We start from the raw sequence: 14,811 nt of genomic DNA, 5'->3' as shown, positions 1-14,811 counted from the left end.
GAAAAAATTAGAAAAATTTGCTGAAAATAAAATACAATAATAACTACTATAAAGTTACTGATGAAAAGAGCCAACAGGGTATACCCTGTTGGTCTTTTTTATATTCTACTTGTCACCAAGTACGTAGTAGGACATTCAAGTTGGGCCTACGTCACTTGTGTAAACTTTGAGTATATTTTTTCTCGTTCCATTTATTATCATGTATGTAGTGGATTATTAAAGTTGTGCTATATTATAGGCGTGAAGCAATAATATTATAAAAATTAGTTAAAGGAGAAATCGTATTATGGAAATCACATTTATTTATATAGGCAATCCAAAAGTAGATTTAAAAGAAAGTAATCTAGCTGAATTTTACACAGTAAAAAAAGAATTAGCTAACAATGATTCAATTACAGAAGCAGCTAAAGATATTGTTAAGAGCTATAACAAACAGAAACGAGATTACTTAGAAAGTCAGGATAAAGATAGATCTGTTTTTCTATCTTTTAATCCAATAGAAGGACAAACTCTGTACACAAGCTACCCGGATTATTATTTTAATGAAAAAAATGAAGTAATATTTCTTGATCTTGTTGGTAAAGCTAACCATAATTGGACACTAAAAGAACTTAAAAATATGAAGCTTAATGGATATGTAAAAAACGATATTTCGATAGTATATATATCTGAACTGAATGCCATTGGGGCAGCTTTCCCTGTAGACCACATAATTGAAGAATTATCAAAATTCATTGTAAGTGTGTTAGAGCCTGTATTTGTAGAATTAGCAATTAAGGGAGGACGACATATTGCAACTAAAGGAAAAAAAAGACATATTCAAAGAGTAGCAAACCAATGGGTAAAAAAACAAGGACTGCGTGGCGGAAGACAACTACGACTATTTATTGTAAACAAAGGGAATTGGAGGCTTGATGAGTTAGCAAGATGCTTATCAATTTCTCAAGAGGATGCAATGTCTCTTTTGATTTCTTTAGGTTATGAATTGAAAGATAATCAATATATACCTTGTTATTCTGAAGAAGCGGTTCAAAATAGACGCAGGTGGGAAAAAAAAGAAAATTTACAATAGACAAATTAATTTTTAAATTGATGCTAAAAGAGCAAATTTAAGTGTGATGAATAAGATACAAGCTAGTTTTGTAATATTCACCTAAAAACATAAAGATCAGAAATTTAGAGATATGTTAATTAGTACTAAAATATATGCAATCAAATGGCTATTATATATAATTTACTTTGAATAGATACAAAATAAGAAAAGGAGTGTTTACTTTGGATAAAAAAGTTGTCATTTTAGGGAATGGATTTGACTTATCTAGTGGATTGAAATCAAAGTATAGTGATTTTTTTTCTAAAAGAATTAACAAAGAATTGGAGTCTCTCTTAAATAGAGCATTTCTTCATTTTAAAGAGGAACTTTCCCCAAAATCTAGCTATGATACTATTTTTAAAGTTAGAGAATCAAAAGATCCGTATCAGACTGTTAGTAAAATAAACGAATATGGAGTAGATAAAATATACACTGATCTTCTAGAAAGTGAGTTAACTTTTTGGGATTTGATACTTTATATGTTTGACGATGGTAGTAACGACTTACAATGGCAGGATGTAGAACGAAGAATGTTAGAATTTTTAAATACTCCAGAAGGCGCAGAAGATATTCCAAGTTTAAACCAAATTTTATCATTAATTGACGGCAAATCTCCAGATGAAGCAAATGCTAAAACTTTATTCTGTTTACATTTAGCTTGCTGGCTGCCTGTTGAGGGTAGAGAGGATTATGCTAGCAAATATTATGATAGTAAAGATGTTATAAATTATTTATACAATGAGCTTCGGTTTTTTGAAAAATATTTTTCAATTTATATAAACTCTGTTGTAAATGAAAGCTATAAAGAAAAAGCTCGTAAACTTTTGTTATCTATAACTAAAAAAAGTACTTTACCAGAAGTTGATGGTTTGGTATTTACATTTAATTATACAAATTCTTTTAATACTTTAAATTCAAAAATATCGATTGTGAATGTTCATGGAACAGTTAAAAATGATAATATAATTTTTGGGATTGATCAAGAAAAAATAAATCCTAATAAACCTATTTTTAGGTTTACGAAAACATTTAGGCAAATGACTGAGACCAAACTGGCTAGCACTTATGAACAGGAGATTTTACTACCTAAAAATGAAGTATATGAAATTGCTTTTTTCTGTCATTCTTTAAGTGAATTGGATTATTCTTATTTTCAAACAATTTTTGATCATTATGATTTGTATGCTAGCAATATTTCATTGACCTTTTATTATAAAGTATATGAAGGAACGACTCAGGAGGCTATGGAATTAGATTTAGCGGATAAGATAAGTAAGTTGTTGCACAATTATTCCGATAGTATTGATAATTCAAAAAAGGGTAAAAATCTGTTGCACAAGTTGCTATTAGAAAAAAGATTGATTATAAAAGAAATAATATAACAGCAAATTCAATATTAAGAAACTGTATAGTTCACAGAGTATTAACCTCTTCTGGTAAATAAAAGATAGTGGTCCCTTGTTAGGTGTAATTTACACTGATGATTATCATGTATGAACGAATTTTGACATTCTATAGTTCTTGTCTATTAGTGATTTTAAGTATAGAATTTCAAAAGGAGTAAATCGAAATATAAGTTCAAGTAAGGAGAAAATATAATGATACACATAGAAAGTGTCAGTAAATTTTTATCAGAACTACAGGCTCTAGGAGGAAACAAAGAATTTTTTTTAGAGGAGAAAATAGAGAGTTTTCAAAGCGTTCTCCTTCAATATATCAAAAGGAACAACTAGTAAAAAATAGCGACAAATATTATAGTAGATTGATAGCAGAAAATCCGTCTGCTTTAAGAAGTAATCCATTTGAAACTTTATCTAATCTTCAACACTATGGCGCTAGGACTAGATTACTAGATATAACAAGTAATCCTTTAATTGCACTTTTTTTCGCTGTAATCGAACCAAATGATGAACCCGGATATGTCTATGTATATGAATCAGAGGATATTAAATTTGATACGAATCATACAGCGATAATGAAGGCAGCAATTAATTTTTTGCCGGGTGATATGGTTATGAATTTTATAAAGGAAGAAGATAGTGAGGATCAGGATGAAAATTTTTTACAAAAATTAAATGAAAAAACGAATTTGAGAGAACAACTGTGTAATCCTGAGAGTATTCGTAAAGATTTAAAAAAAGCCCATATTGTCATTTCAACTAAAAAGACAGATAGGATAATTCGACAGAGTGGAAATTTTATAATGCCAGCTTTTGAATATGAAGAAGACAGTGTCTCCAAGTCTATAGAAGATCTTTCTGTGATCGATAAAGAAAACCAAGTACCTATACTATTTGAGATAGATTCTAGAAAAAAACAAAAAATTTTAAATGAACTGTCTAGTTTAGGAATTAATGAGGGGAGTGTCTATCCAGACGTAGAGCATCAAACAAAATATTTGGAAAGATTTTTTGGAGAACAATCTAGTATAACACAGAAATTTTCTGAAAGTGAAGACAAGAAAAAGTTTATTATTGAACATTATGAAAATGAAAATAGAATTTTTGGACCAAAATCTTTTTTTGTTCCAGACAGTATGGAAAGCAATCTAAGTAATGAGGAAAGACTATTTTTAAACGGATTTCATACTACTAATTCCACTTTTGTTAAAGAAGAGGACAACTATTTTGTTGGTATTAGAGCTGACTACTTTGTTGTAGAAATTGGCACTACTGAAAATCCAATAGATAAACAAGATACTATAGATACGGAATTTGCTGTTGTGACTGCTAATCATAAAGGCAGTAGATATGTCACAGTAATTAGATTAGATAACAGAATATAAAAGTAATAGTAAAATTTACAAAAATATGAAATTAAGAATAAGACCCACCAAGTCGTATTCTTAATTCAAACCAAAGAGGCCATAAACTTAAAAAGTTTTTGACTTTTTCTTTATATATTTAGAACAATTTTTTGTAAATTATGGGTATACTTTAATTTAGGGGATAATAGTGATATTCAAATAAATTACTACTATCTTAAAGTTATTATGTCTATTGCTCTTTATGTTGTTTTTTAAGGTAGTTTTTATAATTTGAAAAAATTTCTTAATTTGTGTATATTCTATGTAATTAGGGTTAAAAACAAAATAAAATATAATTTCAAGGAGGAAGAAATGATAAAAAAAATACTTTTCGGAGTAGTATGTATTTTTGCGTTTGGGGGAATGGCAATCACTGCATTTGCAGATGATACTCTGCCTATCTATGGTTCACGTATTTGGTTTGATTTAAATGGCAATGGAATACAAGACCAAAATGAACCGTCAGCACCTGCTATTCATTTTGATAAACTAGCCTTTACAAATAAGGATTTGACGGTAGGATTTGATTATCCAGGAAATAATCATTTGAATGCTGGATCTACTACAACCCCTATTAATTCTGCTACAGCTGTTATTGAGCCTAAGTCAGCATGGGTAAAGCAGAATTTAAATAAAGATTGGTCGGAAATAACAGATAAAGCTATGGAAACAGATGATTGGACGGAGTACGAAAGTGTTTCAAAGCAATTTTCTGATGCTAATCCGCTTATGGATAATGCAGAAGTACCATACAGAACAGGTTTTGGGAACCTAAATTTAGCTAACTGGATTGCTCAAAATGTACCCGAAGATAGCTCATACATTAATTACATTTACATTAATCCTAGTCAACTACCAAAATGGTTAACTATTACTGAATCCAATAAAGCAAGTATTGTTAATAGTTCACAATTTTCAGCAGATGGTTTCTATTACTTTGATAATAAAGCTCCTCTCCAAACAGTCAGTGGTTACTACAATTTAGATGGAACATTTACTGAAAGTAATGATACTCAAAATCCGTATGTTCACAGTTATGCAATAGCAAATCTAGGATTAATTCCTCATGCTTCTATAAAACTTGATATGACAACAGAACAAAAAATAAGTAATCCAAATAAAGAAATTACTGTAACCTACACAGTTAAAAATGACGGTACGAGTGATCTTGAAAACATAACTTTATCCGATATCGATTTTCCAGCATTTAATTTGAAAAGTGGAGAAGAAAAGACTTTTAGTGTGGCACAAATACCTAATCAGCAAGGAATTATAAATACAACTGTGCAAGGAGATCTTAATTATTACTATGATCAAGTTTACTTAAACCCCGATACAGGAGAGACTTCAACCACTCCACAAAAACCCATGCATCTATTGACAGTTACTGATGATAAACAGGTAACGGTGACTTACCCGACTACAAAACAGTCAACAATAACAGTTCGTTATATGGATGAAGAGGGAAATCAATTAATTGATCCTATTACTAAGACAGACATTGTAGGTAAGGAGTATTCTACTGAGCAAAAAACATTTGACGGTTATCAATTTGAAAAGTTAACAGGAAATGCTTCTGGTGTATTTACAGAGAGTGATCAAGAGATCGTTTATGTATATAAGAAAATTGTAACTCCTCCTGTAAAACAATCAACGATAACAGTTCGTTATATGGATGAAGAGGGAAATCAATTAATTGATCCTATTACTAAGACAGACATTGTAGGTAAGGAGTATTCTACTGAGCAAAAAACATTTGACGGTTATCAATTTGAAAAGTTAACGGGAAATGCTTCTGGTGTATTTACAGAGAATGATCAAGAGATAGTTTACGTATATAAAAAAATTGATGTGTTAAAAGAAGAGAATAAAGCTCAAATTAACAAAACATCGAATACTGAATTTAAAGAAGAAAATAAGGTAAATGATAGCGTTAAAATGGACAATACTTCTACAGGAAAAAAGATTGATAAATCTTTGCCTAGAACAGGATTTAATAATAATTTAGTATTAAATACATTGGGTTCGGCTTTGCTTGTAGTTAGTTTTGTTGGTTTTACTGTTGTATTTGTTATTAAAAGGCTAAAGCAAGACAAATAAGGGATTAATAATTTTTTTAATTACAAACAACGTAATAGTGCCCCAAGTATTAGATACCATGTCTAATTATTTGGGGTATTTTTTTACGACTATACAAAAAAATCCAATACTAATTCTAGAACATTGAATATCAAGGTAGTGCTATACTCTTCAAAAAATTCGATTTTTTAAATTAGTTCTTATCTACTTAATTGACAATAGAGGTATGATTTTTAAAAAAAATTTCTAGTTCTGTTGCGTATTGGGACAAACCAGTAAGTGTTAAAACTTTGTAGATAGCTGTTAATTCTTCCATAGGAATCTGCTTATTTTGTCTGGCTAATAGCAATAAAGTAAAGTAGTGACCAAGAGTTTTTTGAAAAAAATTCTCTGGAAAAGAGGTTTCTCTATTGATGAATTCAAGATAGTTAGAAGCTAATTTATCTTGATTTGATTCAATACATATACTAATAAAGTTTAAGAGAATTGTTAAAATAATACATCGATTAGAAAGCGTATAAGAAGTAAGTTCTTTTTTTAAGATACTGTTAATGAATAATTGATTACTTTCAATAGTATAAACTCGGAGTGCATTTCCATAAACAGATAATTTTAATTTATTCCAAGTTGGTAGCGTGAATAAATAGTTTTGTAATAATTGTTTAGTATCAGGAGGCATAGAAATTAAACTATCGGAGAGCCCAGCAATTGATAAATCGAGGAGTGCTAAAAGTAATGCTTTTTGTTTTTTTGACATCACTTGATTATGATCAACCGATTTTTTTAAGCGGTGTAATTTAGGTATATCTTGTTTTAAGTGAGCCTCACTCCATGCTAAATGAATTAATTGTTCATAAGAGATGTCTGTGGCACCTTTTTTTTCAAGTGAAATAAAAAAATCTATTACATCGATTTTGTTTTGTTTCAAAATAGATAGTAAATCCTCAGCTGCAATCTTATGATACCCCTTTTCAACCTTGGCATAATAGGAAGTTGAAAGAATGGGTTGGCACATTTCACTTTGTGTTAGGCCCCGATTTTTTCGTTCGATTTTCAGTTGTTTTCCAATAGTGTTCATAAAGTTCCTCCTTTTTAGTCAAATACGACAATTTCCCTGTTGTTTTTTCCTTTTTTCTTATAATAACTGCTAGGAGGGGGAGAAATCAAATGAATGTTTTCAGAAAAAATAAAATTTTTCGTCAACTCTCGTTGGCAAATGTTTTATCTATTGCAGGAGATTCGTTATTTTATTTGGCACTAGTTACGTACGCTAGTCAGTTAAAACAATATTCTCTAATTATTTCTATTATTGCTTTATTAGAAACACTACCTAATTTACTAGAAAGTCTTTCAGGTTACTTTTCAGATCAGACAAAGTATCGTTTTCAATGGCTTATAGTGAGTGGGTTTATTCGTGGGATACTATATTGTTTTGTAGGTATTTTGTTTGCCAGTTCATGGCAAGCATGGCTTATTATCTGTGTGACAATTAGTATTAATTTTGTGTCTGATTGTTTTGGAACATTCAGCAACAGTTTAAGAATTCCGATTATTCGTAGAATTTGTACAAATGACGAGTTAGAGGAAGCGTTGGGCTTAACTAACAGTTTTGGTCAAATCATTCGTTTTATTGCACAATTTTTAGGGGCGGCACTGCTAGCACTTGTTTCATACTCTGGACTAGCGTATCTTAATGCAATAAGTTTTTTCTTAGTCAGTGTGATTTTTTTGTTTATTCAAAAATCTATGGATACCTCTTCTGTTGCAACAAATGAAGAAGATGGCGCAAGGAAGCAAATAGAAAGACAATCGTATTGGCATTCTTTGAAAAAGGCAATCAATCAAATCAGATATCAACCCAAGCTATTTCAAATGGTTTTTCAAGTGGGAATTATCAATGGCTTATTGGCTGCATTTTTACCGTTATTACAAATCATATTCGTAGAAAAAACAAAAATGATCATTGGTAACTATAGCTTTACCGTTGCGTTAACTGGAGCAGTACTAACACTTTCTTTAGCCATGGGGAGTCTGTTTGGAGTACCTTTATTTAAAAAAGTTCAGTTAGCTACTGTTGTTTTATGCTTGAATCTTTTTATTATCATTTTTCTAATTAGTTGTTTTTATGAGAATTTTGTTGTTATTTTGAGTGGATTGGCCATTATTGGCTTTTTGGTTGGTGTAAGTACGCCCAAATTGTCTGGCTGGTTAATGACTTCTGTAGATTCCCAACAATTAGCTATTTCTGTTGGGTTAATTAATTCTATCTTGGTGATGATGGCGCCATTGGTTATGAGTATTTTTTCTTTGATTTCTAGTTTTCATAGAATACAGGCTTTGATTATTTATTTATTGTTATTAAGTGGTGGTTGTTTAATGCTATCTTATATAACTAACAGAAAATGAACTTTCTCGGCTAACCGTATACAAAATAAAAAAACGATTCGTTTTTATGTCCATATACCCCCTATTATTAAGACAAATAGTATAGTGAGCTTATTATATTGTAGGATATCTATCAAAATAATTTGAGGAATAATGCTAAATAAATAGAGGCAACAAGATACATATTACATATTGTTTATGTAGTATAATCTTGTTGCTTTTTTAATAACTAATTCTAAATTATCACTCAATTCTTTTATCAATAATTGAACGTAAGACTTTTTCTCTTAAATCCAATGAATTAATCTTGTTATTTTGTTCATATTCATGTACTAACAAATCACAAATATAAAGTTGTGAAATTTTTCCAGCTAAAGAACCACCATTTAAAAATTCTTCGATTGCTGTTTGTAAAACTAAATCTGCAGATTTTCCTATTGGTGAATGAATATAATTCGTTATAGCAAGTATTTTTGCTCCATTATTTTTTGCAATTTTTAATGAGTCATAAGTATCTTTTGTTTTTCCAGATAAAGAAAAGATAATAACTAAATCTCTATCTGTTAACAAAGAAGCAACTTGAGCTTGATAATGAGGATCTAATACAGCTTTAGCTTGTATTCCTACCCTCAAAAACATACTTTCCAAATCAAGACTAGTATTTCCACTAGATCCTACACCAAAAATATATAGGCTGCTTGCTTGATTAATAAGTTGGATTGCTTTTGTTAATTTTTCTTCATTAATTAAACAAGAAGTAGACTGAAGTACTTCAATCAAACTTTTAGCAACTTCATCGTGGTATTTACCACTAGATGGTTGTTCTTTTTTTTTGCTAAAATCTTCTTTAGCAATTTCAATTTTTAGATCAGAAAAACCAGAAAATCCAAGTTTTTGACAAAAGCGAATGATTGTTGCATCGCCAACATTCGCTTTTGTTTTAATATCATTCATAGTACTGTAAATAATAGATTCTCCAGAGTTAAGAATAAAATCAGCAACTTTTCGTTCCGATTTTGTTAATAAGGGATAATGTTCATTAATTAAATAAATGTAATTCATAAAATCTCCTCTAGAATGTAATTTTTGTTTATTATACACTATAAAAATTAAAAAACTCCAAAATTCTCCATTTTTCTTGACAACAATGTAAGCGGATGCTAAACTTTTTTTTGGAGTAAAAATCCTAAAAAATATAAAAGTGGAGGTTTGTGGAGTTTGAACAAAGCAAAATTCTTAGAAGTAATTTCAGGCGGTTTAATTGTTTCGTGTCAGGCGCTACCTGGTGAACCATTTTATACAGAGGAAGGAGGTTTAATGCCATATTTTGCATTAGCAGCTAAAAATGCTGGAGCTGTTGGTATACGTGCAAATTCTGTTCGAGATATTAAGGAAATCAAAGAGAAAGTTTCTTTACCGATTATTGGCATAATAAAAAGAGATTATCCTCCTGAAGAGCCATTTATTACAGCAACTATGAGAGAAGTAGATGAATTAGTTGCAATTGGTGTGGAGGTAATTGCTTTGGACTGTACTTTACGTAAACGTCATGACGGATTATCTATTAATACTTTTATAGAAAAAGTAAAGAAAAAGTATCCTCAACAACTATTAATGGCTGATATTTCTACTTTTGAGGAAGGAAAGAATGCTTATCAAGCTGGTGTGGATTTTGTTGGTACAACCTTAAGTGGCTATACAAAGGAGAGCAAAAAACAAAATGGCCCAGATATGAAATTAATTAAACAATTAGTACAAGAAAATATTTGTGTTATTGCTGAAGGGAAAATTCATACACCTGAACAAGCAAGACAAATTAAAAAGCTGGGTGTTGCAGGAATTGTCGTTGGTGGTGCAATTACACGACCACAAGAAATTGCTAAAAGATTTGTCGATGCATTGAATAAGGAGGAAAAAGATGTTTAAGAAGTTTTCACAATTAGGTCGCGCATTTATGTTACCGATTGCAATCTTACCAGTAGCAGGTTTACTTTTAGGCCTTGGTGGTGCTTTAACAAATGAAAGTGCAATGAATGCGTATCCAATTTTAGAACAGCCATGGATCCATACAGTATTAAGTATTATGAGTTATGCAGGAAATGCTGTCTTTACTAATTTAGCATTGATTTTTGCTATAGGTATTGCTGTAGGGTTAGCAAACGGGGATAAAGGAACAGCAGGTCTAGCCGGTGGAGTATCTTACTTAGTGTATACAGCAACGATCAGCGGCTTTCTTGCGTTATTTTCTGCTAAAGATGCAACTCTTGATACTGGTGTTGTTGGATCTATTATAATTGGCGGAACTGTTGCATTTCTACACAATCGATATCGGAAAATTGAACTACCGCAATTTTTGGGCTTTTTTGGCGGATCGCGTTTTATTCCAATCATTTCTAGTTTAGCGGCAATTATTATCGGTTCTTTCTTTTATTTAATTTGGCCACCAATTCAAAATGGATTAGCAGTAGTTGGAGAACATATTGCACAAATGGGAAGTCTAGGTACTTTTTTGTATGGATTTTTACTTCGTTTGACTGGCGCAGTAGGATTACATCATACTATTTATCCACTTTTTTGGTATACGTCTTTAGGAGGTACAGAAAGTGTAGCTGGAGTTACTGTTTCTGGTGCACAAAATATTTTCTTTGCGCAACTAGCTGATCCAAACCATACAGGACTATTTACTTATGGTACTCGTTTCTTTGCAGGTAGATTCGCGACAATGATGTTTGGTTTACCAGCAGCTTGTTATGCTATGTATCGTGCTATACCTAAACAAAATCGTAAAAAGAATGGTGGACTTTATTTTAGTGGTGGCTTGACTTCATTTTTAACAGGGATTACTGAACCAGTTGAATATATGTTTTTATTTGTAGCCCCATGGTTATATATAATTCATGCATTCTTAGATGGTCTATCTTTTTATTTTGCTGATATTTTAAATATCCGAGTAGGAAATTCATTTTCTGGTGGATTAATTGATTTCTTATTATTTGGTGTACTCCAAGGAAACGATAAGACAAATTGGCTGAAATTAATTCCTTTCGGAATTGCTTGGGCAATTGTTTATTTCTGCGTATTTACTTTCTTCATTAAGAAATTTAAAGTAGCTATTCCTGGAATGGGAGAAGAGTTGCCAACGACTGCTGAAAATAAATTAAATAAAAAAACATCATTAAATGATGAAGCTCAAATAATCATTAAAGCTCTTGGTAGTAAAACCAATATTGAATCCGTTGAAGCTTGTGCTACTCGTTTACGTGTAGCTGTTGTAGATGGCCGAATGGTTGACAAAGAAACTATTAAACAACTAGGTGCTACCGCTGTTTTTGAAGTGAATGGTGGTATTCAGGCAGTTTTTGGCGGTAAAGCTGATTTACTTAGTCAAGAAATTAATCAAATTTTAGAAATTGAGAATTAGGAGATATCTTATGTTTAATCTATTTAAAAATAAAAAACAAGAAGGAATTTCCATTACTGCTCCTTGTTCAGGGAGGATTATTCCTATTTCAGAAGTAAATGATCCAATATTTTCAAAAAAAGTACTTGGAGAAGGATTTGCAGTTGTTCCCGAAGGTAACAAAATATATGCTCCTTTGACTGGACGAATTGAAGCTGTTTTTCCAACAAAGCATGCAATTAGTATAAAAAGCGATGCAGATATTGAGTATTTAATTCATATTGGTATAGATACAGTTGAATTGGAGGGTAAACCTTTTTCAATTTTTGTTAATGCAGGAGAGAAGGTTACTACCGAAACATTATTAGCCGAAGTTGATTTTGATCAAATTAAACAAGCAGGAAAAGATCCATCTGTCATAGTTGTTTTTACTAAACCTGAACAAGTTAATGAAGTCATCTTAAATAGTTATACAACTATATATGGTGATTCATGTGGTAAAATTATACTTTGACGTAGAGTTAAGTATGTTATCGGATTAAAATTAAATGAATAAAAGGTGATTATAGACTGTGAGTTATAGAATTTAAGTAAATTATATTAACAAAACACCCTACTATTATATAAATCAGTAGGGTGTTTTCTACTTATCGGAACTTTAGTATATTCAAAAATATTAACACAAGAAAATCTTTTTTTGATTTTCTTGTGTTAGAATATGCAATTTTAACTTTTACGATTTTGTGATAATTTTGAATAAATCAATTAGGAATAGAAGTAAAAAATACAAATTAAGAATTATACTATTACAATAAAAGTTTAAACTTACTGTATCAGTATGCACAATTGATTTTTACTGAAAAGTCATAGTTAAGTTACTGTGAATTTTGTTGAGTATATTACATAGAATAACAGATAAATTAGTTGTGGATTCTTTTATTTAAGTATTTGAAAAAGAGCGGACTGGATTAGAGGGTGTTTTTTCACACTAATCAAGACTTACATAACAAATGGATTTAATTATTTCAATCACCAATAAATCAAAACAAAACTTGGCTGCAATTTTGTTCAATATAAGTGAACGGTTAATTGTATAAAAATACCAAATATATTTCTATAAAAGGTATTCGGCCTAGCTTTTGGGTTTCAATACAAAGTGTGGAATCTTTTTTTTAATATCCAGCTACCTAGTAAACAGGACAAAGGTAAAATTAAAATTCCTGCACAACCAGTTAAAATACTTACTAATAGTTCCCCTACAAAAATTTTGGAATTAATTAATTCTAAAAATGAATAGTTTAAATCCTGTAAGTAAATTACTAATGCAAAATTAGATGCTATAAAAGCAAATAAGAGAGTGTATATAGTCGAATTTAATACCTCAATTACTACGTTAAAACTAGAATTAAATAGTTCTTTAAAAGTTAACTCTGGGTTCTTCGTATATATTTCGTAAGTAGAACTACAAATAGCCATACTTCCGTCAATAACGGCACCAGAAAAACTAATTAAAATAATTGAGACGTTTAGTTCAGAAAAAGGGATATCAACATTTAAATCAAAATTAGCTAATTCAATTAATTCTTCAGAAGAAAATCCTTGTGTCTTAAGAGCAGTGATTAATGGTAGTGACACAATAGTAAAAGTAACTAAAAAAAATATAACACAGATAAAAGCCAATTTTGTTTTAGCATTACGTCCATTTATCCAATAAAGAATTACTATCGTCATTAGTAAAAAAGATACAAAGGTTACCAAATATACAGAAATATGAAGCGATATAGCTATTAGATAGCCAATAAAAATGACTATATTCAAAAATAATCCTGAAATAAAGTAGAAAGAATTATTTTTAAATATGATAATTGAAATAAAGATAAAAATAATGACTAATAAACTAATTACATTCATCTGTTTTCCCCTTCTTTTTTTATTTTTTTAAATAAAAGAAAAAATAGAAATGAACTTGGGATAGTGAACAAGATGGCAAGTCCTCCACATAAAAATCTCATTATTTCCAATGAAAGATGCATTTTGAATGTCTCAACAAAATCCCATCCATTAGCTAAATAGAAAATAAAAAAAGGCGTTGCACTACTTAGATAGGCAAATAACAAAACATTAATCATCGAAGTAGTGGTATCTGAAGCGATATTCTTTCCTGATTCTATTAATTCTTTTGTATTTATCTCAGGAGTATGTCTTACAAGTTGATCTAAACTTGAAATTATAACAACAACATTGTCTAGTGCTGCTCCAATTCCTCCTAACATTAAGCTGGCAAGAAAAACAGTTCGATAAGGTCTAGTTAAAAATTGCATTTCTTCATAGCGCAGTCCTTGATCGTTTAATAATTTCATAGTAATTGTGGTAATAAAATAAGATAGAAAAACACTAAATATTGTCGCTAAAACCTTCCTTAAATCAATTTTTTTTAGTCCGTAGAGAGTACCAGTTGATATAATAATAGCAATTATTGTATAGATTGATATTAGCAATAGTAAGTTTATGGATCTGTTTCGCTGATTTATCCAAAGCAAGAAAAAAAGAAAGATTATATTGAATAAAATACCAACTAAAGAAAAAAATCCTTTTTTTCCAGCGATACCTAAGACTAATGAAACAAAACTAACTACTAAAATAAAAGTATAGCCATCTCTTTTTAGAGAAATAAATTCCCACTTTTTAGTGGAATTATCTAATAATATTTGATTATTTTTATTAAATACTGGATTGGTACTTTCATTTCCATTAAATTTTACTTTTACAACAACAGTTTTTTTTGTATTATTTACTAGTTTAACTGTTAGTAATTGTTCGCTGTCAATTATTTTTACTGATTTTACAATACCAACAGGTGTAGTATAAAAGTAACCGCTAAATCTTTGAATTAATAGACCACTAAAAATAATTACCAACAAGCTAAATAATGTAAATTTAAATTTTTTCATATAGTCCCTCATTTCTCTGTATGATTAATTAAAAAGTATATCTTTGGTTTTATCAAAATCAGTTGGGAGCGTCAATAATTTTGTGTAAATAAATTGT

The 14,811-nt window shown here is 30.1% G+C and carries 12 protein-coding genes; 8 read left to right on the top strand and 4 right to left on the bottom strand.

The genetic code is table 11. The features are described 5' to 3' along the window. The first annotated feature begins 286 nt into the window (after nucleotides 1-286). From HMPREF2810_RS02865 to HMPREF2810_RS02850, 4 genes are all read left to right on the top strand, one after another. The gene (locus HMPREF2810_RS02865) at nucleotides 287-1,072 is read left to right on the top strand and encodes a hypothetical protein (protein ID WP_002387731.1); all 786 of its coding nucleotides are present in this window, start codon (nucleotides 287-289) and stop codon (nucleotides 1,070-1,072) included. A 194-nt stretch (nucleotides 1,073-1,266) separates the two neighbouring features. After that, nucleotides 1,267-2,475 (top strand): AbiH family protein, encoded by a 1,209-nt coding sequence (locus tag HMPREF2810_RS02860; protein WP_002417331.1) that lies wholly within the window; start codon nucleotides 1,267-1,269, stop codon nucleotides 2,473-2,475. A gap of 242 nt (nucleotides 2,476-2,717) precedes the next feature. Beyond that, complete coding sequence (locus HMPREF2810_RS02855) at nucleotides 2,718-3,878, top strand: FRG domain-containing protein (RefSeq protein ID WP_308314444.1); 1,161 nt, start codon at nucleotides 2,718-2,720, stop codon at nucleotides 3,876-3,878. 252 nt (nucleotides 3,879-4,130) lie between these two features. Further along, on the top strand, nucleotides 4,131-5,999 hold the full coding sequence (locus HMPREF2810_RS02850; protein ID WP_002387726.1) for a MucBP domain-containing protein: 1,869 nt from the start codon (nucleotides 4,131-4,133) through the stop codon (nucleotides 5,997-5,999). A 187-nt stretch (nucleotides 6,000-6,186) separates the two neighbouring features. On the opposite strand, the gene HMPREF2810_RS02845 is transcribed toward HMPREF2810_RS02850, so the two are convergent. Continuing rightward, on the bottom strand, nucleotides 6,187-7,056 hold the full coding sequence (locus HMPREF2810_RS02845) for a helix-turn-helix domain-containing protein (protein ID WP_002382837.1): 870 nt from the start codon (nucleotides 7,054-7,056) through the stop codon (nucleotides 6,187-6,189). Nucleotides 7,057-7,145: 89 nt separating this feature from the next. Here HMPREF2810_RS02845 and HMPREF2810_RS02840 point away from each other — a divergent pair, with 89 nt between their 5' ends. Beyond that, nucleotides 7,146-8,384, top strand: coding sequence for an MFS transporter (locus HMPREF2810_RS02840; RefSeq protein WP_002382838.1), 1,239 nt, complete (start codon nucleotides 7,146-7,148; stop codon nucleotides 8,382-8,384). 222 nt (nucleotides 8,385-8,606) lie between these two features. Here HMPREF2810_RS02840 and HMPREF2810_RS02835 read toward each other — a convergent pair whose 3' ends face one another. Beyond that, the gene (locus HMPREF2810_RS02835; RefSeq protein ID WP_002358531.1) at nucleotides 8,607-9,425 is read right to left on the bottom strand and encodes a MurR/RpiR family transcriptional regulator; all 819 of its coding nucleotides are present in this window, start codon (nucleotides 9,423-9,425) and stop codon (nucleotides 8,607-8,609) included. A gap of 156 nt (nucleotides 9,426-9,581) precedes the next feature. On the opposite strand from HMPREF2810_RS02835, the gene HMPREF2810_RS02830 reads away from it, so the two are divergent. The 3 genes from HMPREF2810_RS02830 to HMPREF2810_RS02820 are packed head-to-tail and all read left to right on the top strand — an operon-like array spanning nucleotide 9,582 to nucleotide 12,277. Next, complete coding sequence (locus HMPREF2810_RS02830) at nucleotides 9,582-10,289, top strand: N-acetylmannosamine-6-phosphate 2-epimerase (protein ID WP_002358533.1); 708 nt, start codon at nucleotides 9,582-9,584, stop codon at nucleotides 10,287-10,289. Next, the gene (locus tag HMPREF2810_RS02825; RefSeq protein ID WP_002382840.1) at nucleotides 10,282-11,784 is read left to right on the top strand and encodes a PTS transporter subunit EIIC; all 1,503 of its coding nucleotides are present in this window, start codon (nucleotides 10,282-10,284) and stop codon (nucleotides 11,782-11,784) included. Before HMPREF2810_RS02830 ends, HMPREF2810_RS02825 begins: the two co-directional genes overlap by 8 nt. A 10-nt stretch (nucleotides 11,785-11,794) precedes the next feature. Continuing rightward, the gene (locus HMPREF2810_RS02820) at nucleotides 11,795-12,277 is read left to right on the top strand and encodes a PTS sugar transporter subunit IIA (RefSeq protein WP_002358535.1); all 483 of its coding nucleotides are present in this window, start codon (nucleotides 11,795-11,797) and stop codon (nucleotides 12,275-12,277) included. 632 nt (nucleotides 12,278-12,909) lie between these two features. On the opposite strand, the gene HMPREF2810_RS02815 is transcribed toward HMPREF2810_RS02820, so the two are convergent. Continuing rightward, nucleotides 12,910-13,674 (bottom strand): YibE/F family protein, encoded by a 765-nt coding sequence (locus tag HMPREF2810_RS02815; protein ID WP_002382842.1) that lies wholly within the window; start codon nucleotides 13,672-13,674, stop codon nucleotides 12,910-12,912. After that, nucleotides 13,671-14,726 (bottom strand): YibE/F family protein, encoded by a 1,056-nt coding sequence (locus HMPREF2810_RS02810; RefSeq protein WP_002382843.1) that lies wholly within the window; start codon nucleotides 14,724-14,726, stop codon nucleotides 13,671-13,673. Before HMPREF2810_RS02810 ends, HMPREF2810_RS02815 begins: the two co-directional genes overlap by 4 nt. Between the last annotated feature and the right edge of the window lie 85 nt (nucleotides 14,727-14,811).

This window comes from Enterococcus sp. HMSC078F03 (assembly GCF_001811595.1).
GTDB classification, from domain to species: domain Bacteria; phylum Bacillota; class Bacilli; order Lactobacillales; family Enterococcaceae; genus Enterococcus; species Enterococcus faecalis.
The sequence above is the reverse complement of the archived record's forward strand: the minus strand, read 5'-3'. Positions and strand labels throughout refer to the sequence as shown.